Source organism: Pseudomonas sp. B7(2017) (assembly GCF_002112745.1).
GTDB lineage: Bacteria > Pseudomonadota > Gammaproteobacteria > Pseudomonadales > Pseudomonadaceae > Aquipseudomonas > Aquipseudomonas ekonensis.
The window spans coordinates 434,319-453,707 of record NZ_NEIP01000001.1; the positions used below are offsets into that span (position 1 = coordinate 434,319).

At 65.5% G+C, this 19,389-nt stretch carries 19 protein-coding genes; 12 read left to right on the plus strand and 7 right to left on the minus strand.

What is annotated here, in order from left to right; translation table 11 throughout:
* Nucleotides 1–48 precede the first annotated feature (48 nt).
* From CAG29_RS02040 to CAG29_RS02050, 3 genes are read left to right on the plus strand one after another with little or no spacing between them, the layout of a single operon-like run.
* Nucleotides 49–1,191, plus strand: a complete 1,143-nt coding sequence (locus CAG29_RS02040; protein WP_085581002.1) for an ABC transporter ATP-binding protein — start codon at nt 49–51, stop codon at nt 1,189–1,191.
* Nucleotides 1,188–2,108 (plus strand): ABC transporter permease subunit, encoded by a 921-nt coding sequence (locus tag CAG29_RS02045; protein WP_085581000.1) that lies wholly within the window; start codon nt 1,188–1,190, stop codon nt 2,106–2,108. Before CAG29_RS02040 ends, CAG29_RS02045 begins: the two co-directional genes overlap by 4 nt.
* Nucleotides 2,105–2,995, plus strand: coding sequence for an ABC transporter permease subunit (locus CAG29_RS02050; protein ID WP_085580998.1), 891 nt, complete (start codon nt 2,105–2,107; stop codon nt 2,993–2,995). The genes CAG29_RS02045 and CAG29_RS02050 overlap by 4 nt, the downstream gene beginning before the upstream one ends.
* 143 nt (nt 2,996–3,138) lie before the next feature.
* On the opposite strand, the gene CAG29_RS02055 is transcribed toward CAG29_RS02050, so the two are convergent.
* Nucleotides 3,139–3,780, minus strand: coding sequence for an HD domain-containing protein (locus tag CAG29_RS02055; protein WP_085580996.1), 642 nt, complete (start codon nt 3,778–3,780; stop codon nt 3,139–3,141).
* 184 nt (nt 3,781–3,964) lie between these two features.
* Here CAG29_RS02055 and CAG29_RS02060 point away from each other — a divergent pair, with 184 nt between their 5' ends.
* Complete coding sequence (locus CAG29_RS02060) at nt 3,965–4,930, plus strand: GlxA family transcriptional regulator (protein WP_085580994.1); 966 nt, start codon at nt 3,965–3,967, stop codon at nt 4,928–4,930.
* A gap of 125 nt (nt 4,931–5,055) precedes the next feature.
* Here CAG29_RS02060 and CAG29_RS02065 read toward each other — a convergent pair whose 3' ends face one another.
* On the minus strand, nt 5,056–7,467 hold the full coding sequence (locus CAG29_RS02065) for a penicillin acylase family protein (protein ID WP_085693804.1): 2,412 nt from the start codon (nt 7,465–7,467) through the stop codon (nt 5,056–5,058).
* Between the two features lie 104 nt (nt 7,468–7,571).
* The gene (locus CAG29_RS02070) at nt 7,572–8,150 is read right to left on the minus strand and encodes a DUF6436 domain-containing protein (RefSeq protein ID WP_085580990.1); all 579 of its coding nucleotides are present in this window, start codon (nt 8,148–8,150) and stop codon (nt 7,572–7,574) included.
* Between the two features lie 97 nt (nt 8,151–8,247).
* On the opposite strand from CAG29_RS02070, the gene CAG29_RS02075 reads away from it, so the two are divergent.
* Entirely contained in the window at nt 8,248–9,195 is a 948-nt protein-coding gene (locus CAG29_RS02075; protein WP_085693805.1) for an alpha/beta hydrolase, read from the plus strand.
* Nucleotides 9,196–9,338: 143 nt separating this feature from the next.
* On the opposite strand, the gene CAG29_RS02080 is transcribed toward CAG29_RS02075, so the two are convergent.
* Nucleotides 9,339–10,091: a DUF2059 domain-containing protein gene (locus CAG29_RS02080; RefSeq protein ID WP_085580986.1), complete on the minus strand. Its 753-nt coding sequence runs from the start codon at nt 10,089–10,091 to the stop codon at nt 9,339–9,341.
* A 108-nt stretch (nt 10,092–10,199) separates the two neighbouring features.
* Between CAG29_RS02080 and CAG29_RS02085 the strand changes: the two genes are divergently transcribed.
* Together CAG29_RS02085 and CAG29_RS02090 are read left to right on the plus strand one after the other, a co-directional pair.
* Nucleotides 10,200–10,832, plus strand: a complete 633-nt coding sequence (locus CAG29_RS02085) for a 2OG-Fe(II) oxygenase (RefSeq protein ID WP_085580983.1) — start codon at nt 10,200–10,202, stop codon at nt 10,830–10,832.
* Nucleotide 10,833: 1 nt separating this feature from the next.
* Nucleotides 10,834–11,319 (plus strand): DUF523 domain-containing protein, encoded by a 486-nt coding sequence (locus tag CAG29_RS02090; RefSeq protein WP_085655866.1) that lies wholly within the window; start codon nt 10,834–10,836, stop codon nt 11,317–11,319.
* A 251-nt stretch (nt 11,320–11,570) separates the two neighbouring features.
* Here CAG29_RS02090 and CAG29_RS02095 read toward each other — a convergent pair whose 3' ends face one another.
* Nucleotides 11,571–12,149 carry a transporter substrate-binding domain-containing protein gene (locus tag CAG29_RS02095; protein WP_085637081.1) on the minus strand — a complete coding sequence of 193 codons (579 nt, stop codon included), beginning with the start codon at nt 12,147–12,149 and terminating at the stop codon, nt 11,571–11,573.
* A gap of 134 nt (nt 12,150–12,283) precedes the next feature.
* Between CAG29_RS02095 and CAG29_RS02100 the strand changes: the two genes are divergently transcribed.
* Entirely contained in the window at nt 12,284–12,709 is a 426-nt protein-coding gene (locus tag CAG29_RS02100; RefSeq protein WP_085580979.1) for a DUF4399 domain-containing protein, read from the plus strand.
* A gap of 63 nt (nt 12,710–12,772) precedes the next feature.
* Here the strand turns inward: CAG29_RS02100 and serA are convergent, their stop codons facing one another.
* On the minus strand, nt 12,773–14,002 hold the full coding sequence (serA, locus tag CAG29_RS02105) for a phosphoglycerate dehydrogenase (protein ID WP_085580977.1): 1,230 nt from the start codon (nt 14,000–14,002) through the stop codon (nt 12,773–12,775).
* A gap of 204 nt (nt 14,003–14,206) precedes the next feature.
* Here serA and CAG29_RS02115 point away from each other — a divergent pair, with 204 nt between their 5' ends.
* From CAG29_RS02115 to CAG29_RS02130, 4 genes are all read left to right on the plus strand, one after another.
* Nucleotides 14,207–15,601, plus strand: a complete 1,395-nt coding sequence (locus tag CAG29_RS02115; protein ID WP_085637078.1) for an FAD-binding oxidoreductase — start codon at nt 14,207–14,209, stop codon at nt 15,599–15,601.
* A 39-nt stretch (nt 15,602–15,640) separates the two neighbouring features.
* Nucleotides 15,641–16,306, plus strand: coding sequence for a fumarylacetoacetate hydrolase family protein (locus CAG29_RS02120; RefSeq protein ID WP_085580972.1), 666 nt, complete (start codon nt 15,641–15,643; stop codon nt 16,304–16,306).
* A gap of 290 nt (nt 16,307–16,596) precedes the next feature.
* A complete protein-coding gene (locus tag CAG29_RS02125; protein WP_085580970.1) occupies nt 16,597–17,526 on the plus strand; it encodes an SdiA-regulated domain-containing protein in 930 nt (309 codons plus the stop codon).
* A gap of 108 nt (nt 17,527–17,634) precedes the next feature.
* Nucleotides 17,635–18,552 carry an SdiA-regulated domain-containing protein gene (locus tag CAG29_RS02130; RefSeq protein WP_085580967.1) on the plus strand — a complete coding sequence of 306 codons (918 nt, stop codon included), beginning with the start codon at nt 17,635–17,637 and terminating at the stop codon, nt 18,550–18,552.
* Nucleotides 18,553–18,698: 146 nt separating this feature from the next.
* On the opposite strand, the gene rpiA is transcribed toward CAG29_RS02130, so the two are convergent.
* Entirely contained in the window at nt 18,699–19,373 is a 675-nt protein-coding gene (gene rpiA, locus CAG29_RS02135; protein ID WP_085580965.1) for a ribose-5-phosphate isomerase RpiA, read from the minus strand.
* Nucleotides 19,374–19,389 lie beyond the last annotated feature (16 nt).

A 19,389-nucleotide genomic window follows, 5' to 3' on the forward strand; every position in this document is an offset into this window, starting at 1 on the left:
CGTTCGTCTTGCGTGGGCGAACTGCACATTCTGTTGGGAGTTTCGTAAATGGCAGTTGCCTCCGGCGCCTACAAGAAAGCCCTCGAGGGCGACCAGACACCGAAACAGGTGCTGGTCAAAATCGACCGGGTCACGAAAAAGTTCGACGAGACGGTTGCCGTGGACGACGTGTCCCTGGAAATCAAGAAGGGCGAGATCTTCGCCCTGCTCGGCGGCTCGGGATCGGGCAAGTCCACCCTGCTGCGGATGCTGGCAGGCTTCGAACGGCCCACGGAGGGGCGCATTTTCCTCGACGGCGTCGACATCACCGACATGCCGCCGTACGAGCGTCCGATCAACATGATGTTCCAGTCCTACGCCCTGTTCCCGCACATGACCGTGGCGCAGAACATCGCCTTCGGCCTCAAGCAGGACAAGATCCCGTCCGCCGAGATCGACGCCCGCGTGGCCGAGATGCTCAAGCTGGTGCAGATGAGCCAGTACGCCAAGCGCAAGCCGCACCAGCTCTCCGGCGGCCAGCGTCAGCGTGTGGCCCTGGCCCGTTCGCTGGCCAAGCGGCCCAAGCTGCTGCTGCTCGACGAACCGATGGGCGCGCTGGACAAGAAGCTGCGCTCGCAGATGCAGCTGGAACTGGTGGAGATCATCGAGCGCGTGGGCGTGACCTGCGTGATGGTGACCCACGACCAGGAAGAGGCCATGACCATGGCCGAGCGCATCGCGATCATGCACCTGGGCTGGATCGCCCAGATCGGCAGCCCGATCGACATCTACGAAACCCCGACCAGCCGCCTGGTCTGTGAATTCATCGGCAACGTGAACATCTTCGAAGGCGAAGTGATCGACGACGCCGAAGGCCACGCGACCATCACCTGCAAGGACCTGGACCGGCAGATCTACGTCGGCCACGGCATCAGCACCTCGGTGCAGGACAAGTCCGTGACCTACGCGATCCGTCCGGAGAAGCTGCTGGTCACCGCCGACATGCCGACCTGCGAGTACAACTGGTCCAGCGGCAAGGTGCACGACATCGCCTACCTGGGCGGCCATTCGGTGTTCTACGTCGAGCTGCCGAGCGGCAAGCTGGTGCAGTCGTTCGTCGCCAACGCCGAGCGCCGCGGCCAGCGTCCGACCTGGGGCGACCAGGTCTACGTGTGGTGGGAAGACGACAGCGGCGTGGTGCTTCGCTCATGAACATGCGCAAACTCAAGCGTCGCCTCAACCGGATCGTTCCCGGTGGCCGCCAGCTGGTGATCGGGGTTCCGTTCATCTGGCTGTTCCTGTTCTTCATGCTGCCGTTCTTCATCGTCCTGAAGATCAGCTTCGCCGAAGCCGACGTGGCCATCCCGCCGTACACCGAGATCTACAGCTACGCCGAGCAGAAGCTGCAGCTGCTGCTGAACCTGGGCAACTACGCGATGCTGGGCGACGACGAGCTGTACCTGTCGGCCTACCTCGGCTCGCTGAAGATGGCGTTCTTCAGCACGCTGCTGTGCCTGCTGATCGGCTATCCGATGGCCTATGGCATCGCCACCGCGCGCAAGGAAACCCAGACCGTGCTGGTGCTGCTGATCATGATGCCGACCTGGACGGCGATCCTGATCCGCGTCTATGCGTGGATGGGCATCCTCAGCAACAACGGCCTGCTCAACGGCTTCCTGATGAGCATGGGCTTTATCGATGAGCCGCTGCAGATCCTCAACACCAACCTTGCGGTGTACATCGGTGTGGTCTACTCGTACCTGCCGTTCATGATCCTGCCGCTCTACGCCAACCTCGTGAAGCATGACCCGAGCCTCCTGGAGGCCGCGTCCGACCTGGGCTCGAGCACCTTCAACAGCTTCTGGAAAATCACCGTGCCGCTGTCCAAGAACGGCATCATCGCCGGCTGCATGCTGGTGTTCATCCCGGTGGTGGGCGAGTTCGTGATCCCTGAGCTGCTCGGCGGCCCCGAGACGCTCATGATCGGCAAGGTGCTGTGGCAAGAGTTCTTCAACAACCGCGACTGGCCGGTGGCCTCCGCCCTGGCGGTGGTGATGCTGGCGATCCTGATCGTGCCGATCATCCTGTTCAACCGCAGCCAGGCCAAGGAAATGGAGGGTAAAGAATGAAGCGCTTCCGTTTCTCCAGCCTGATGCTGGTGCTGGGCCTGCTGTTCATCTACCTGCCGATGCTGATCCTGGTGATCTACTCGTTCAACGCCTCGAAGCTTGTGACGGTGTGGGGCGGCTGGTCGGTGAAGTGGTACGTCGGCCTGCTCGACAACACCCAGCTGATGGGTTCGGTGGTGCGCTCGCTGGAGATCGCCTGCTACACCGCGATCGCCGCCGTGGCGCTGGGTACGCTGGCGGCGTTCGTGCTGACCCGCATCACCCGCTTCAAGGGCCGCACGCTGTTCGGCGGCCTGGTCACCGCGCCGTTGGTGATGCCTGAGGTGATCACCGGCCTGTCGCTGTTGCTGCTGTTCGTGGCCATGGCGCAGATGATCGGCTGGCCCCAGGAGCGCGGCATCGTCACCATCTGGATCGCCCACACCACGTTCTGCGCGGCCTATGTGGCGGTGGTGGTGTCGGCGCGCCTGCGCGAGCTGGATCTGTCGATCGAAGAGGCGGCGATGGATCTCGGCGCGCGGCCGTGGAAGGTGTTCATCCTGATTACCATCCCGATGATCGCGCCGTCGCTGGCGGCGGGCGGCATGATGTCGTTCGCCCTGTCGCTGGACGACCTGGTGCTGGCCAGCTTCGTGTCCGGCCCCGGCTCGACCACGCTGCCGATGGAAGTGTTCTCGGCGGTGCGCCTGGGCGTGAAGCCTGAGATCAACGCCGTGGCCAGCCTGATCCTGCTGGCGGTGTCGCTGGTGACCTTCCTGGTCTGGTTCTTCAGCCGCCGTGCCGAGGAAGCGCGCCGCAAGGCGATCCAGCAAGCCATCGAGGAAAGCGCTGCCGATTCGTGGAAGCAACCGGACGTGCGCCGCTCGGCCACCCCGGAAGTGGCTTGAATCCGGGGGAGATCACAGTTCTGTGGTTGTCCCCAATCCCTGTGGGAGCGGGCTTGCCCGCGATAGCGGTCTGACATTCAACAAATTTGTTGGCTGTTATGACGTCATCGCGGGCAAGCCCGCTCCCACAGGTTTTTATGTGATCAGGAAATCCACGGTGAGTGGCGGATGACCTCGACGAAGTTCATCGGCTTGAACCCCGGTTCCTGATCCTTCAGCACATCGGTCTTCACATTGCCGAACGTGGTCTGCGGACGGTGGCGCAAGCCGTCGGCGAACGCGCAGATGATGCACTCCTTGAACCCCTCGCCCCGCGGGTGCGCATGCACCACGGCTTCGCGCTGCACGTGGGTGAACGCGGCGTAGTCCATGCCCAGCACGTCCATCTCCACGCCGGCGGTCACCAGCGCCACGGTCGGGCGCAAGTGCTTGGGCACGCCCGGGGTGGTGTGCAGGGCGATCGACAGCCACACCTGCTCGATGTCGTCGTCGCTCAAGCCGTAAGGCTTGAGGAAGGCTGCGGCCGCGTTGGCGCCGTCGACCTCGAAGCGCTCGTCGTCGCTGCGGTGGCCTTCGACCAGGCCCAGGTCGTGGAACATCGCGCCGACGTAGAGCAGCTCCGGGTCGTAGGCCAGTTGCCGGCGTTCGCCGCTCAGCGCGCCGAACAGGAACACCCGGCGCGAGTGGTGATAGAGCAGGTCGGACTCGATGTCGCGGATGTATTCGGTGGTGGCGCGGGCCAGTGCGCTGTCGGGGATGCTGATGCCGGCGATGGTGGTGCTCATGGGAGTCGTCCTCGTGGAAAACGCCGTGGCGGCGCTGATGGACAAAGTCTGTTCCCCGGCCCGGAACGGGACAATCGACCCATGGCTGCGATCCTTGCCAATGCGCCTGCAAATCGTGCCAGCTCGCTTCCGGAGCGCGGATTGGCTAAGGTTTGGGCCCTCGCCACAGGGATTTGCCTGAACCATGAACAGAACCGTCGCCATCGTGGTGTTCCCCGGCGTGCAGTCGCTGGATGTCACGGGCCCCATGGACGTGCTGGCCGAGGCCGGGCGCTTTCTGGCGCCGGAGGATCACTACCGCCTGGAAGTGATCGGCACCGAAACCGGGCCGGTGCGCTGCTCCAACGGCTTGGCGCTGACCCCCGACCGGCATTTTCGCGAAGCGTCGCAAACCTACGACCTGCTGCTGGTGGCCGGCGGACCGCAATTGCCGTTCACAACCTTCGGCGAGGCGTTCGATGGCTGGCTGCGCGAGGCCTGCGGGCGGGCGCGGCGCTTCGGTTCGATCTGCAACGGCGCGTTCATGCTGGCCCGTGCCGGCCTGCTGGAGGGGCGCACGGTGACCACCCACTGGAACGATGCCCAGGCCCTGGCGCAGCTGTGTCCGCAGGCCCGGGTCGAAGCGGACCGCCTGTATGTCGAGGACGGCGCGCTCTACACCTCGGCAGGGGTGACGGCGGGGATCGACCTGACGCTGTATCTGCTGGCGCGCGACCACGGCGCGGACGTGGCGCTGAACGTGGCCAAGCGCCTGGTGGTGTTCACCCAGCGCGCCGGCGGCCAGTCGCAGTTCAGCCCGTTCCTGACGCCCCACGCCGAGCCGACGTCGGCGGTCGCGCAGGTGCAGCAGTATGTGCTGGCCCATCTGGACGGGAACCTGGCCATCGCTGACCTGGCGAAGGCCGCGAACATGAGCGCACGCACGTTTTCCCGAGTGTTTGCCCGTGAGGCGCAGGTCACCCCGGCGGAGTTCGTCGAACGGGCACGGGTGGATGCGGCGCGGGTGATGCTGGAGAGCACGGCCTTGCCGCTCAAGACCGTCGCCTACCGGTGCGGCTTCCGTGATGCGCAGCACATGCGCAATGTGTTCAACCGCAGGCTCGGCGTGACGCCGCTGCAGTTCCGGCAGCACTTTGCGTTGCAGGTCTGAGGGGCAGGGGCGATCCGGCGGGCCTCATCGCGGGCAAGCCCGCTCCCACAGTGGTCTTCGGTGATCCTCGATACCTGTGGGAGCTGCGGTGTGACGACTCGACTTGCCAGGCGCCGCGCTGAAGGTTACTGGGCCGCCCGCGCCGGCAGCAGCTTGAGGGTGCTGCGGGTGTTGGCCGTCACTTCCTCGTCGCTGAAGTGCGCCTGCACGTACATCCCGTCCACGTAGGCCTCGGCCTGATCGTCGTAGTGGCTGTCGAACGGCACGCCGCTCTGGCCCACCGGGTTGATGGTGAGGCTGTGGGCCGGGTCGGCGAAGTCGATCAGGCGCCGGGTGGACGGCCCGTAGGTGACCGGCCACGGCGCCGGGCCGATCTTCGCCGAGAGGTTGTTCGGCACTTCGTGGCTGCCCGGCGCGGCGTAGGGGCCGACGTTGAAGATCCGATCCAGGGGCTTCTGCTGGCCCAGCGGGTGGCCGTGGGTCAGGGTGTGCGCCGTGCCCCACTGCCAGCGCGCCGGGTCGTCGCCCAGGGTCTGCTTCAGGTGCGCCATGCTGGCCTGCCAGGCCGCCTTGACGGTGTCGGCGCGGGTTTCCTTTTCCGGGGTGGCGCGGTTGTCCCACCACGGTGAGTCGGCGTTCGCCGCCAGGCGCGGCAACGCGGCGTCGATCACCCGGGTCGACAGCAGCGTCTCGAAGAAGTCGTTGCCCAGCTCATCGCGCATCGCCGCGTCGGCGAGGTCGTACAGGAACTGGTTGAACACCGTCGCGCTGACCGAATCCAGCGGATAGTCGCCTTGCCACTGGGTCAGTTGCCCGATCAGCTTGAGCTGCGCCGGGTCGCTCACTACCTCACGCAGAACCGGCAGCAGCGGCGCCAGCAGGCGCGGCCCGTAGGCGGTGGCGGTGCCCAGCTGCAGCTTCTGGTTGGCCTCATTGTCCCACTTCACGGACTTGTCGGCGAGCTGGCGGTTGAGCTGCTGGCCACGGTCGGCCAGGTTGTAGTAGCCGGGGATCTCCAGGCCGGTGGGCGACACCGGCTGGAAGTTGGCCGACACGATGTAGCCCCGCGCCGGGTTCTCTTCCTGGGGGTTGGCGCTGAAGGGGTAGTAACCGTCCTTGTCCGCCTGGCTGCTCGCGCCGTCGAGGATGAAGCCCGGCTTCACCCCGGCCGGACGCTTGGGCAGCAGGGCCGCCGCCCACCAGCCGATGTCGCCTTTGGCGTTGGCATAGACGATGTTCAGCCCCGGCGCCTGCACCTTGGCCGCCGCGGCGCGGGCCTTGGCCAGCGTGTCGGCGCGGTTGAGCTGGTAGAAACCGTCGAGGATCGGGTTGGGCGTTTCGAGGAAAGCCCACCACATGGCGATGGGTGTCTTGCCGGCGGCGGTGCCGAGGGCGTCGTTGACGATCGGGCCATGGGGCGACTGGCGCAGGGTGACGGTCACCGGCGCCTGGCCTTTCACCGCGATCTGCTGCTCGCTGCTGACCATGTCCGTCCACTGGCCGCGGTGCCAGACCTGGTTCGGGTTGTCCGGGTTGACCTTTTCGGCCACCAGATCCAGGTCGTCGTTCTGGAACATGGTCAGGCTCCAGCCGAAGTCCAGGTTGTGCCCCAGGAACGCGAACGGCACCAGCGCCTGGTGATAGCCGTACAGCTCGAAGCCCGGCGCCGACAGCTGCGCCTCGTACCACACCGCCGGCACCGAGAAGCGGATGTGCGGATCCCCGGCCAGCAGCGGCTTGCCGCTCTTGCTGCGGCTGCCGGCGACCGCCCAGGCGTTGCTGCCTTCGAACTGCGGCAGGCCGTGGTCGATCAGCGCCTGTTCGCTGAGTCGGGCGAGGGCGTTCAGGTCTTGCCAGTCGCTGGCGGCCAGGGCCAGCGCCGAAGGGCTGCGCCCCTTGGCCAGCACACCCTTGGGCTGCCAGTCGAGGTCGAAGACATTCAGGTAGTCGGCGCCGAGCCGGTCGCGCACGTAGGTCAGCAACGGCTCGGTGCGAAACGCCGCCGCGAAGCTGTACGCCATGTAGCCGGCGACGCTGATGCTGTCTTCGGCGGTGAACGGCCGCTTGGGGATGCCCAGCACGTCGAACTCGAGGGGGGCGGCGTGGCTGTCCTGATACTGGTTGATGCCGTCCAGATAGGCTTCCAGGGCCTTCCACGCCGGTGACTGGCGGTCGAGGCCGGCGACGTAGCTGGCGGCCCGTTCGCGGATGCGCAGGCTGCGGAACAGCTTGTCGGTGTCGAGCAGCTTGGGCCCCAGCACTTCGGCCAGCTCGCCTCGGGCCAGGCGGCGCATGGCTTCCATCTGGAACAGCCGGTCCTGGGCGTGCACGTAGCCGAGGGCGCGGTAGAGGTCGGTTTCGCTTTCGGCGCGGATGTGGGGGACGCCGCGTTCGTCGTAGCGCACGGTCACCGAGCCTTGCAGGTTGCGCAGCGCCATCTGGCCCTGACGCGTCGGCTGCTTGCTGTACACGTAGCCGCCGGCGGCGACGAGCAGCGCGACGATGAGCAAGGCAAGAACGGTGAAGACGCGTTTCATGGTGACTCCTTGTGCGTTCGGGATCCCCGCCCATGGGGGCCGTCAACAATTAGCACAGACCTTGTGCGCCGTGCATCGCTGTCTTTCGAAAAGTCCGGAATGCCTTAAGGCCCGGTCGCCGGCCACGGACAATAGCAGCCGACCGCCAGCGTGTGGGTGGCGTTGACCGGGCGGTCTTCGCTGAGCGCATTGAGGATCGGTTCGATGAAGCTGTTGGCGGAGTTGCAGGTCAGGCCTTCGCTGTACGGCCCGAAGTATGCCAGCTTGCCGCTGCGGTCCCAGATCGCCACCGCCGGGCTTGCGGGGATCTGTTCGGCGCCGGGCAGCGCGTCGAGGGTCTTGAGGTTGCCGAGGCCGGCGGGCAACTGGCCGTGGCTGCCGGCCTTCTGCACCGCGAAGAACTCCACGCCCTTGGCGCTGAAGCGCTCGACCATCTCCGTCAGGTGCTGCTGGTTGCCGACGTTGCACGGGCAGGCGGGATCCCAGAAATGCACCAGGCGGATGCTGCCGGGACCGGCGAGGTCGTCCGGCAGGCGCAGCGGATCGCCGGAGAACACCGCCGTGTGTGAGCTGAAGGCACGCAGGTAACGGCCCTGGAACCAGTCGTACGCCGCCCACAGCACCCCGGCGCACACGAGCGCGAGCAGGCTGGCGAACAGGGCGGTGCGGTAGGGCGGACGCATGGTTTTCGATCCTCGAAGGCCGGCTAGCTTGCCATGCCTGCCGCGACAGATGAATATCGCAGGCCGATAAAGTCTGTTCACCGTTCTGGAAGTGCCCATGTCTGCGACCTTCAACCCCGATCATCTGCGTGCCGGCCTGCGGCCCCTGGCCCAGTGGCAGCCGCTGTCGGACGAGGCCAAGGCGTACCAGCGGTTCTACCGCACCGACTTCCCCGAGCGCGACGTGTGGCGCGGCATGGGCCGCTTCGAGGTGGACGGCTACGAACTGGTCAGCCATTGCTGGTGGCCGGAGACCGCCAAGGGCACGCTGTTCCTGCTCCACGGCTTCTACGACCACACCGGGCTCTACCGGCATGTGATCGCTTGGGCGCTGGACCAGGGCTTCGCGGTGATCGCCTGCGACCTGCCGGGGCACGGGCTGTCGAGCGGCGAGCGGGCGAGCATCCGCGACTTCTCCGAGTACCAGGACGCCCTGCACGGGCTGTTCGCCGAGGCGCGCTCGATCGCCTTGCCGCAGCCGTGGCACCTGTGCGGGCAAAGCACGGGTGCGGCGATCGTGGTCGATCATCTGCTCGACCAAAGCGTCGAGAGCCCCGCCCAGGGCCAGGTGATCCTGCTGGCGCCGCTGGTGCGGCCGCGGGCCTGGGGCTGGTCGCAGCTGAGCTACTACCTGCTGCGGCCCTTCGTCCGGGGCATCGCCCGGCGCTTCAGCGAGAACACCAACGATCCGGCGTTCCTGCCGTTCCTGCAGGCCGACCCGCTGCAGCCAAAGCGTTTGCCGACGAAGTGGGTCGGGGCGCTGTCGCGCTGGATCGAGCGCATCGAATACGCCAAGAAGAGCCCGCGCCGGCCGCTGATCGTCCAGGGCCAGGCGGACATGACCGTGGACTGGCCGCACAACCTTCAGGTGCTGAAGTGGAAGTTCGACCGGCCGCAGATCCTGATGCTGCCGCAGGCGCGGCATCACCTGGCCAACGAGGTGGTGGAGATGCGCGAGGAGTATTTCGAGTTCCTGAGCAAGCGGATCAAGGGCAACCAGCGGTAGCGGCCTTCCGGGCGCCATCGCGGGCAAGCCCGCTCCCACAGGTTTCGAGGCGTACACAAGGTTTTTGAACGACCGCGATCACTGTGGGAGCGGCGGTGCGACGATTCGACTTGCCCGCGATAGGGCCCGGAAGGCGATACGGATCACTGGCCGAGGTTCGACGCGCTCTGGCCGACCGCCAGCCCCGCCCGGATCGCCGCCAGCGCCGCTTGGTAATAGGCCTTGCCCTCGGCGGACTCGGCGAAGGTCGCGAACTCTTCCAGCTCTTCGTCCGACAGGTCGCGGTAGACGTACAGCAGCGTGTTGTTCAGGTCGGCGCCGATCTGCTCCATCAGCCGCTGACGCTGGCCGTCGAGCATGCCCTGGGCCTGGCCGGCGCCGAGCAGGCCGGGAATCATCGAGCTGAGGCTGTCGGCCGCCACACCGGCGATCGCCAGGCTGACTTCAGCGCCGGCCTCGCGGGCGGGCAGCGCCTGGGCCAGGTGCCCGATGATCAGCAGGCGGCTGTCGCTGGCCGGCATCTTCGGCAGGCCTTTGGCGTTCTTCGCCAGTTGGTCGCGGCGGGTTGCCAGCAGCTCGGCGGCGACGATCTTCTTGCCCAGCGGCGACTGGAAAAAGGACAGGGCCGGTTTCGGGTCGGCGAGGTTCTGGCGCAGTTGCGCTTCGGCGCGCCGATCCACGGACTGAGGGGCGAAACGCTGGTTGCTGTTGTTGACCAGGGCCTGGAACACCGCCGGCGGCAGGCTGTTCTGATAGCGCTGCTGCGCGGCGCTCAGGGCGTCGTTGAAATGCGCGCGCTGTTCCGGCCAGCCGGCGACCTTGTACAGCTGGTCGTGGCTGTCTGCCCAGGCGGGCAACACGCAGAACATCAACAGTGAGAAAAACAAACGGCGCATAAGGACTCCTGTCAGCAGCCGACTATTCTCCGTGCGGTGCCGGTACTTGTCGAGAATTCGTATCAGGCCGCCGCGTGGCTCTGTCGGATTTCTCGCCGCCGGCATACTATGCGCGCCATGCCCATATCCTCTGATCACCCGCTGCTGCTGCGCATCGTCGACGACCTCGCCGACCATGGCTGGTCGCAGCAGAACATTTTCCTGCCCCAGGACCTGACCCGCGCGTTGGCGGCCGAGTGCCGCAAGCGCGCGGCCGAGGGCGAACTGGCACCGGCGGCGGTCGGGCGCGGCGCCTCCACGGAAGTCCGCGAAGGCATTCGCGGCGACCATATCCAATGGCTCGAACCGGGCCAGGACGCGGCCAGCGACCGCTACCTGAACCTGATGGACAGCCTGCGCGAGGCGCTCAACCGCGGGCTGTTCCTGGGCCTCGAAGACTTCGAGTGCCACTTCGCCCTGTATCCGCCGGGGGCGTTCTACCGCCGGCACGTCGACCGTTTCCGCGACGACGACCGGCGTGCGGTCTCGGCGGTGATCTACCTCAACGACGCTTGGCTGCCGGAGGACGGCGGCCAGCTGCGCATGTACCTGGACGACGAACGCATCCACGACGTGCAGCCCACGGGCGGTTGCCTGGTGGTGTTCCTCTCCGGCGACGTGCCCCACGAAGTGCTGCCGGCCAACCGCGAGCGCCTGTCGCTGACCGGCTGGTTCCGCCGCCGCGGCAACGAGCCGTTCTGAGATGGAGCGGATCCTGGTCAGCCGCTGCCTGCTCGGCCACCCCGTGCGTTACGACGGCGGGGCCGGCGGGCCGTTCGGGCTGCTGGAGCAATGGGTGGCCGAGGGGCGCGTGGTGCCGACGTGCCCCGAGGTGGCCGGCGGTCTGCCCACGCCCCGGGCGGCGGCGGAGATCCCGGGCGGGCAGGGCGGTGAAGTGCTGGACGGCACCGCCGCGGTCATCACCACCGACGGCGAGGACGTCAGCGCGCAGTTCCTGTCCGGGGCGCAGCAGGCCCTGGAGCTGGTGCGCCGCCACGGCATCCGGATCGCCGTGCTCAAGGCCAACAGCCCGTCCTGCGGCAACCGGCTGACCTATGACGGGACGTTCAGCGGGGTGAAGGTCTCAGGCGAAGGGGTCACCGCGGCGCTGCTCAAGCGCCACGGCGTGCAGGTGTTCAGCGAACTGGAGCTGCCGCAGGCCGCCGAGGCCCTGGCAACGCTCGACTGACCTGCGGCGCTCCCGCTGCCGCCATCGCCAGCAGGCTGGCTCCCACAGATCCGGTGCCCAAGCACAAAACCTGTGGGAGCCGGCTTGCCGGCGATTGGGCCGGCACCTCCGACATCACCGGCGCCTGACCCCATGCCTTCGCGGGCGAACCCCGCTTCTGCGTTGACCGCGGACGCTGCACTCAGCCTGGATCCTTGTGGGAGCCAGCCTGCTGGCGATGGCGTCCGCCAAGGCGCCGCAGGGCTACAGGCTCATGGGTTTTCGGCAGGCTGCTCCAGCCACTTCTGCGTCAGCGTCGCCAGCCGGCCGTCCGCCTTGATCCGCTGCAACGCGTTCTCCAGGCTCGCGTGGAACGCCGGGTTGCCTTTCTGGTACGGAATCGCCAGCGCCACCGGCGCTTCGTCCTTGGGCTTGCCCTCGGTCAGGGCCTGCACCAGCACCAGCGGGCGCGGCTGCTCGTCCTTCTTGGCCAGCCACCGCGGGTTGACCTGGCCGTAGGGTTCGCTGACGTCGAAACGATCCTTGAGCGCCGGGGTCAATGCCATGTGGTTGAGGGCGATGTCGTACTTGCCGCTTTCGACGCCCTGGAGCAGGTCGCCTTCGTCGGTGACGGTGAAGTCGGCCCGCACATCCAGCTCGTTGGCCAGCAGTTGCCCCAGCTCGACCTCGAACCCCGCGAGCGTGTCGCCGTCCTTGAAATTGAAGGGCGGTGTATTAGCCTCAAGGGCGATGCGCAACTCGCCGCGGTCGTTGATGTCATCCATCAGTTCGGCATGGGCCAGGGGGCTCAGAAGGGGAAGCAGGCAGATCAGGCCAGGCAGGAAACGCATGGTCACTCCTTTGAAATCATTGTCGCGGCCTGATGTTCAGGCTCGCTTTGCTATGGTTGACGAGTGCCTTCGACAACGAATGGTCATGAAGTTGTCATGACCGCGCGGATTTTACGGAAAAACTGGAGAAGAGAATGAAAACATTCATGTCACGTGCTGCTTTGGCTGGTTTGCTGATGGGCGTTTCGGTGCTGGCCAGTGCGGCCACGCCGGCGCCGAAGGGAGCCGAAGTGTTCATCGTTTCTCCCGAGGACGGAGCCACGGTTTCGCAGACCTTCACCGTCAAGTTCGGCACCAAGGATGTCGCGCTGGCACCGGCTGGTGATGCCACGCCGAATACCGGTCACCACCATCTGCTGATCGACGCCAAGGAGACTGTTCCGGTCGGCGCAGTGGTGCCGACCGACGCCAACCATATGCATTTCGGCAAGGCCCAGACGTTCGCAGAAATCAAACTTGCTCCGGGCCAGCACACCCTGCAGCTGGAGCTGGGCGACAAGAACCACATGGCGTTCGACCCGCCGATCGTTTCGGAGAAGATCACCATCACGGTGAAATGACGGTTCTGCGGGCATGAAAAAGGGAGCTCCGAGGAGCTCCCTTTTTTGTTGCTCAGCGACCGGTCAGAACAGCACGCGGCTGCGGATGGTGCCGTTGACGTGCTGCAGCTTCTCTTGCGCCAGCTCCGAGTACTCGGCGTCGACGTCGATCACCACGTAGCCGACCTTCTCGTTGGTCTGCAGGAACTGACCCGAGATGTTGATGCCGTTTTCGGCGAAGACCTTGTTGATCTCGCTCATCACGCCCGGGACGTTCTCGTGGATGTGCAGCAGACGGTGCTTGCCCGGGTGGGCCGGCAGGGCCACTTCCGGGAAGTTCACGGACGATACCGACGTACCGTTGTCGCTGTACTTGACCAGCTTCTCCGCCACTTCCAGGCCGATGTTGGCTTGCGCCTCGGCCGTGGAGCCGCCGATGTGCGGGGTCAGGATCACGTTGTCCAGGCCGCGCAGCGGGCTTTCGAACTCTTCGTCGTTGGAGCGCGGCTCCACCGGGAACACGTCGATGGCGGCGCCGATCAGGTGCTTGTCCTTGATCGCGGCGGCCAGGTGGTCCAGCTCGACCACGGTGCCGCGGGCGGCGTTGATCAGGATGCCGCCCTTCTTGATGGCGCGGATTTCCTTCTCGCCGATCATCCACTGGGTGGCGGCGGTTTCAGGCACGTGCAGGGTGACGATGTCGGACATGCCCAGCAGCTCGTGCAGGTTGCCGACCTGGACGGCGTTGCCCAGCGGCAGCTTGGTCACGGTGTCGTAGAAGTACACCTGCATGCCCAGGCCTTCGGCCAGGACCGACAGCTGGGTGCCGATGGAGCCGTAGCCGACGATGCCCAGCTTCTTGCCGCGGATCTCGAAGGAGTTGGCCGCGGACTTGATCCAGCCGCCACGGTGGCAGGAAGCGTTTTTCTCGGGGATGCCGCGCAGCAGCAGGATCGCCTCGGCCAGCACCAGTTCCGCCACGGAGCGGGTGTTGGAGTACGGCGCGTTGAACACGGCGATGCCGCGCTCGCGGGCCGCTTCCAGGTCGACCTGGTTGGTGCCGATGCAGAAACAGCCCACCGCCACCAGCTTCTTCGCGTGATCGAAGATCTCTTCGGTCAGTTGGGTGCGCGAGCGGATGCCGATGAAGTGAGCGTCAGCGATCTTTTCCTTGAGCTGGTCTTCCGGCAGGGAGCCTGTGAGGTACTCGATGCTGGTGTAGCCCGCCGCCTTGAGGACGTCGACAGCCGATTGGTGGACGCCTTCGAGGAGAAGGAACTTGATCTTGCTCTTGTCGAGAGAAGTCTTGCTCATCTGCGTAAACCTGTATCCCGGAGAAAAATGGCAGGAAATGGTCAACAGATGCTGACCCGGACGGCAGGAAAGCCGTCGCCGCAGAACCGCCGTTGGGCACTGGCCTGCGGGGTCGGTATGCTAGCATAGCCACCCCGCTAATCACTCATTCCTGCGACGTGAAGCGTCTTCAGGATGACCATGAATTGTTCGAGAGTTCTGTCGATGACCAATCCTGCCCTGATTGATGAACTGAAGACCCTGGTCGAGCCCGGCAAAGTCCTCACCGACGCCGACTCCCTGAACGCATACGGCAAGGATTGGACCAAGCATTTCGCCCCGGCGCCGAGCGCCGTCGTGTTCCCCAAGACCATCGAACAGGTGCAGGCCGTCGTGCGCTGGGCCAATGCGCACAAGGTGGCGCTGGTGCCGTCGGGCGGGCGCACCGGGCTGTCCGCCGCCGCGGTGGCGGCCAACGGCGAGGTGGTCGTGTCGTTCGACTACATGAACCGCATCCTCGACATCAACCTCACCGACCGCACCGCCGTCTGCCAGCCGGGGGTGGTCACCGAGCAGCTGCAGAACGCCGCCGAAGAGCATGACCTGTACTACCCGGTGGACTTCGCCTCCGCCGGTTCCAGCCAGATCGGCGGCAACATCGGCACCAATGCCGGCGGGATCAAGGTCATTCGCTACGGCATGACCCGCAACTGGGTGGCGGGCATGAAAGTCGTCACCGGCAAGGGCGACGTGCTGGAACTGAATAAGGACCTGATCAAGAACGCCACCGGCTACGACCTGCGGCAGCTGTTCATCGGCGCCGAAGGCACCCTGGGCTTTGTGGTCGAGGCCACCATGCGCCTGGACCGGGCGCCGAAAAACCTGACCGCGATGGTGCTCGGCACCCCGGACTTCGACTCGATCATGCCGGTGCTGCACGCCTTCCAGGGCAAGCTCGACCTGACCGCGTTCGAGTTCTTCTCCGACAAGGCGCTGGCCAAGGTGCTGGGCCGCGGCGACGTGCCGGCGCCGTTCGAGACCGACTGCCCGTTCTACGCGCTGCTGGAGTTCGAGGCGACCACCGAAGAGGTGGCCAACCTGGCCCTGGAGACCTTCGAACACTGCGTGGAGCAGGGCTGGGTGCTCGACGGCGTGATGAGCCAGAGCGAAACCCAGCTGCAGAACCTGTGGAAGCTGCGCGAGTACATCTCCGAAACCATCTCCCACTGGACGCCGTACAAGAACGACATTTCGGTCACCGTGGCGAAAGTCCCGGCGTTCCTCCAGGAAATCGACGCGATCGTCGGCAAGCACTACCCGGATTTCGAGATCGTCTGGTTCGGCCACATCGGCGACGGCAACCTGCACCTGAACATCCTCAAGCCGGACAACCTGAGCAAGGACGAGTTCTTCGCCAAGTGCGCCACCGTCAACAAGTGGGTGTTCGAGACCGTCGAGAAGTACAACGGCTCGATCTCCGCCGAACACGGCGTGGGCATGACCAAACGCGATTACTTGACCTACAGCCGCTCGCCGGCGGAAATCGAGTACATGAAAGCGGTCAAGGCGGTGTTCGACCCGAACGGCATCATGAACCCGGGCAAGATCTTCGCGGTTTGAGCGCAACCCTTGTGAATCAATGAAGGCAGGAGTCGGTAAATGAGCTATCAGCACCAATACGTCGACGGTACGCGGATTCACTTCCCGTTGGGGAAAGTGGTGTGCATCGGCCGCAACTACGCCGAACACGCCAAGGAACTGGACAACCCGGTGCCCACCGAGCCGTTGCTGTTCATCAAGCCCGGCAGTTGCGTGGTGCCGCTGGAGGGCGGGTTCAAGATTCCGACCGAGCGCGGTTCGGTGCACTACGAGGCCGAGATCGCCGTGCTGATCGGCAAGCCGCTGTCCACCCGGCCGAGCCGCGAGGAAGTGCTGGACGCCATCTCCGGCTTCGCCCCGGCGCTGGACCTGACCCTGCGCGACAAGCAGGCTGAGCTCAAGTCCAAGGGCCTGCCGTGGGAAATCGCCAAGTCCTTCGACGGTGCGGCGGTGATCGCCCCGTTCGTGGCCGCCGGCACCTTCGCCGACCTGACCGACATCGGCATCCGCCTGACCATCAACGGTGAAGTTCGCCAGGACGGCAACAGCAGCGCGATGCTCAACCCGATCGTGCCGATGATCCAGCACATGGCAGGCTGCTTCTCGCTGCAGGCCGGCGACGTGATCCTCACCGGCACGCCGGTGGGCGTCGGGCCGCTGAACGTCGGCGACGACATCGTGCTGGAGTTGCCGGGCGCCAGCCGCTTCACCAGCAGCGTGCGCTGATCCGTCATTGCCGCTGACGCCATCGCCGGCAGGCAGGCTCCCACAGGGTCTTGGGGCCTGTCAGGTATCTTGCGGATATCGGGGGGGCCTCTGTGGGAGCCAGCCTGCTGGCGATTCGCTGGATCAGCCACCGCAAGGGATGGATCGGTGCAGCGGCCCCCACAGGCAAGGCGATCCCGCCATTTGCCGTTTTTTTCACATCCTGTACGGATAATTCCGGTCATTCTGGCGTCTGAGCCGGCCCCTTTGTGCTATTACCCATAGCCTGAATTTTCGGAACGCGTCCTCTGATGTCATCTCAATCGCTGCCCAAGCTCAAATCCGCCCGCCGCCCGCGGTTCGTCATGCGTGGGTATTCCTGGCTGCTGCTGGTGGGCGCCGTCGCTTATGGCCTGGCGTACGCCATGCACTGGGACGACCGGGGCCTGCTGTGGGTGCAGGAGCGTTTCGAGAGCGCCGCCGAGCAGAAGGAAAGCATCTGGCTGCCCGACTACCGCGCGGTGATCGACGCCAAGCTGTTGCCGGGGATGGAAAAGGACGAGGCGTCGGATCTCTCCTACGACCCGCAGACCAAAACCCTGTTTTCGGTGATGGGCAAGAACCCTTTCCTGGTCGAGCTGACCCTGCAGGGCGATGTGCTGCGCAAGATGCCGCTGGTGGGCTGGAGCAATCCGGAAGGCGTCACCGTGATGGAGAACGGCCTGCTGGCCATCGTCGACGAACGCGACCACCTGCTGTCGATCGTCAAGGTCGACGCCGCCACCCGCGAACTCAAGCGCGACGACTATCCGAAGTACGACCTGGGCCCGTCCAAGGATCAGAACAAGGCGTTCGAGGCCATCACCTGGGACAAGCGCAACCAACGCCTGCTGCTGGGCGAGGAGCGTCCGCCGGCGTTGTTCACCTGGAGCAGCGACGGCAGCCAGGCCCTCAAGGGTGACAAGCAGAAGCTGCCGAGCGACGAGCTGGACCTGCGCAATCTCTCGGCCCTGGCCGTCGACCCGCGCACCGGCCACACCCTGGTGCTGTCCGCCGATTCGCACCTGCTGCTGGAGCTGGACGAAAAGGGCGAGCAGGTCAGCTTCATGACCTTGCTCGGCGGCTTCAACGGCCTGAAGAAAACCATCCCCCGCGCCGAAGGCGTGACCATGGACGAGGCGGGTACGCTGTACATCGTCAGCGAGCCGAACCTGTTCTATCGCTTCGAAAAGCAGAAGTGACCCCGGCGCCCCAGGCGCGCGGTTGTCCTCACGGGCCGGCGGCCATTAAGCTTCAGTTCAGACGGGCGTGATATTCCATCCGCCCGTTTTGATTCCGAGCCCGTCCGCATGCGCCGATTCGCCCGTCCCAAACCCCTGTTCATTCTGCTGTCCGCGGTGGCCTTGATCGCGTTGATCGCCGTCGGCCAGTACCTGCGCCTGTTCGAACGGGCCTGGTTCAACCTGCATGCGCTGTGGCAGCCGCACAGCGCCGAGGCCATCGGCCTTGACCGCTACCGGGTGGACGTCGAGGCGAAAACCATCGACGGGCTGGACGACGATGTGTCGGCCCTGACCTACGATCCGGTGCGCAACAGCCTGTTCACCGTCACCAACAAGAACGCCGAGCTGATCGAACTGTCGCTGGACGGCCGGATCCTGCGCCGGGTGGCGCTGATCGGCTTCGGCGATCCGGAGGCGGTGGAGTTCATCAGCGCCGACACCTACGTCATCACCGACGAGCGCCAGCAGCGGCTGATCAAGATCCACCTGGAGCAGGACACCACGTTCCTCGATGCGGCCGATGCGGAGCAGATGACCCTCGGCGTGCACATGAGCGGCAACAAGGGGTTCGAAGGCCTGGCCTACGATTCGGTGGGCAAGCGCCTGTTCGTGGCCAAGGAGCGGGATCCGATGCTGATCTATGAAGTGCACGGCTTTCCCCACTTCAATCCGGAGAAGTCCTACGCCGTGCACGTGATCAACAACCCCAAGCGCGACGCCGGGATGTTCGTGCGGGACCTGTCGAGCCTGCAGTACGACGAGCGCAGCGGCCATCTGCTGGCGCTGTCCGACGAGTCGCGGCTGATTCTGGAACTGGATGTGGACGGGCGCCCGTTGAGCACGATGTCGCTGAGCGGGGGCCGGCAGGGCCTGAAGAAGACCGTGCCGCAGGCCGAAGGCATTGCGATGGACGATGACGGGACGCTGTACCTGGTGAGCGAGCCGAACCTGTTCTACGTCTTCAAGAAGCCTGCGCAAAACTGATTCGCACCCAAAAACACTGTGGGAGCGAGCCTGCTCGCGATGAGGGAGTTTCAGTCACTGAACAGGTCGACTGACACACCGCTATCGCTGGCAAGCCAGCTCCCACAGGTTTTTCATCTGCCCAGAAGAATGTGGGCAGTTTCGGGTTACTCAGCCTTCAGGGTTTTCACGCCTTCGCTGGTGCCCAACAGCAGCAGGTCCGCCGGACGCGCCGCGAACAGGCCGTTGGTGACCACGCCGACGATGGCGTTGATCTGCGCTTCCAGTTCCACCGGGTTGGTGATCTGCAGGTTGTGCACATCGAGGATGATGTTGCCGTTGTCGGTCAGCACGCCTTCGCGGTAGACCGGGTCGCCGCCGAGCTTCACCAGTTGGCGGGCGACGTGGCTGCGGGCCATCGGGATGACTTCCACCGGCAGCGGGAACGCGCCGAGCACCGGCACCAGCTTGCTGGCGTCGGCGATGCAGATGAAGGTTTGCGCCACGGCGGCGACGATCTTCTCGCGGGTCAGGGCCGCGCCGCCGCCCTTGATCAGGTTCAGGTGGGCATCGCTTTCGTCGGCGCCGTCGACGTAGAACTCCAGGTTGCTCACGGTGTTGAGCTCGTACACCGGGATCCCGTGGCCCTTCAGGCGCGCGGCGGTGGCTTCGGAGCTGGCGACCGCGCCGTCGAACGCGCCCTTGTGCAGGGCCAGGGCGTCGATGAAGCAGTTGGCGGTGGAGCCGGTGCCGACCCCGACGATGCTCTTGTCGTCGAGTTTAGGAAGGATGAAGTCGACGGCGGCCTGGGCCACGGCCTGTTTGAGTTGATCCTGGGTCATGCGGGCTCCGGAAGCG

Bases quoted from the DNA above. Each gene is read 5' to 3' on its own strand.
- CAG29_RS02040 (WP_085581002.1), top strand. From the start codon at position 49: ATGGCAGTTGCCTCCGGCGCCTACAAGAAAGCCCTCGAGGGCGACCAG.
- CAG29_RS02045 (WP_085581000.1), top strand. From the start codon at position 1,188: ATGAACATGCGCAAACTCAAGCGTCGCCTCAACCGGATCGTTCCCGGT.
- CAG29_RS02050 (WP_085580998.1), top strand. From the start codon at position 2,105: ATGAAGCGCTTCCGTTTCTCCAGCCTGATGCTGGTGCTGGGCCTGCTG.
- CAG29_RS02055 (WP_085580996.1), bottom strand. From the start codon at position 3,780: ATGAGCACCACCATCGCCGGCATCAGCATCCCCGACAGCGCACTGGCC.
- CAG29_RS02060 (WP_085580994.1), top strand. From the start codon at position 3,965: ATGAACAGAACCGTCGCCATCGTGGTGTTCCCCGGCGTGCAGTCGCTG.
- CAG29_RS02065 (WP_085693804.1), bottom strand. From the start codon at position 7,467: ATGAAACGCGTCTTCACCGTTCTTGCCTTGCTCATCGTCGCGCTGCTC.
- CAG29_RS02070 (WP_085580990.1), bottom strand. From the start codon at position 8,150: ATGCGTCCGCCCTACCGCACCGCCCTGTTCGCCAGCCTGCTCGCGCTC.
- CAG29_RS02075 (WP_085693805.1), top strand. From the start codon at position 8,248: ATGTCTGCGACCTTCAACCCCGATCATCTGCGTGCCGGCCTGCGGCCC.
- CAG29_RS02080 (WP_085580986.1), bottom strand. From the start codon at position 10,091: ATGCGCCGTTTGTTTTTCTCACTGTTGATGTTCTGCGTGTTGCCCGCC.
- CAG29_RS02085 (WP_085580983.1), top strand. From the start codon at position 10,200: ATGCGCGCCATGCCCATATCCTCTGATCACCCGCTGCTGCTGCGCATC.
- CAG29_RS02090 (WP_085655866.1), top strand. From the start codon at position 10,834: ATGGAGCGGATCCTGGTCAGCCGCTGCCTGCTCGGCCACCCCGTGCGT.
- CAG29_RS02095 (WP_085637081.1), bottom strand. From the start codon at position 12,149: ATGCGTTTCCTGCCTGGCCTGATCTGCCTGCTTCCCCTTCTGAGCCCC.
- CAG29_RS02100 (WP_085580979.1), top strand. From the start codon at position 12,284: ATGAAAACATTCATGTCACGTGCTGCTTTGGCTGGTTTGCTGATGGGC.
- serA (WP_085580977.1), bottom strand. From the start codon at position 14,002: ATGAGCAAGACTTCTCTCGACAAGAGCAAGATCAAGTTCCTTCTCCTC.
- CAG29_RS02115 (WP_085637078.1), top strand. From the start codon at position 14,207: ATGACCAATCCTGCCCTGATTGATGAACTGAAGACCCTGGTCGAGCCC.
- CAG29_RS02120 (WP_085580972.1), top strand. From the start codon at position 15,641: ATGAGCTATCAGCACCAATACGTCGACGGTACGCGGATTCACTTCCCG.
- CAG29_RS02125 (WP_085580970.1), top strand. From the start codon at position 16,597: ATGTCATCTCAATCGCTGCCCAAGCTCAAATCCGCCCGCCGCCCGCGG.
- CAG29_RS02130 (WP_085580967.1), top strand. From the start codon at position 17,635: ATGCGCCGATTCGCCCGTCCCAAACCCCTGTTCATTCTGCTGTCCGCG.
- rpiA (WP_085580965.1), bottom strand. From the start codon at position 19,373: ATGACCCAGGATCAACTCAAACAGGCCGTGGCCCAGGCCGCCGTCGAC.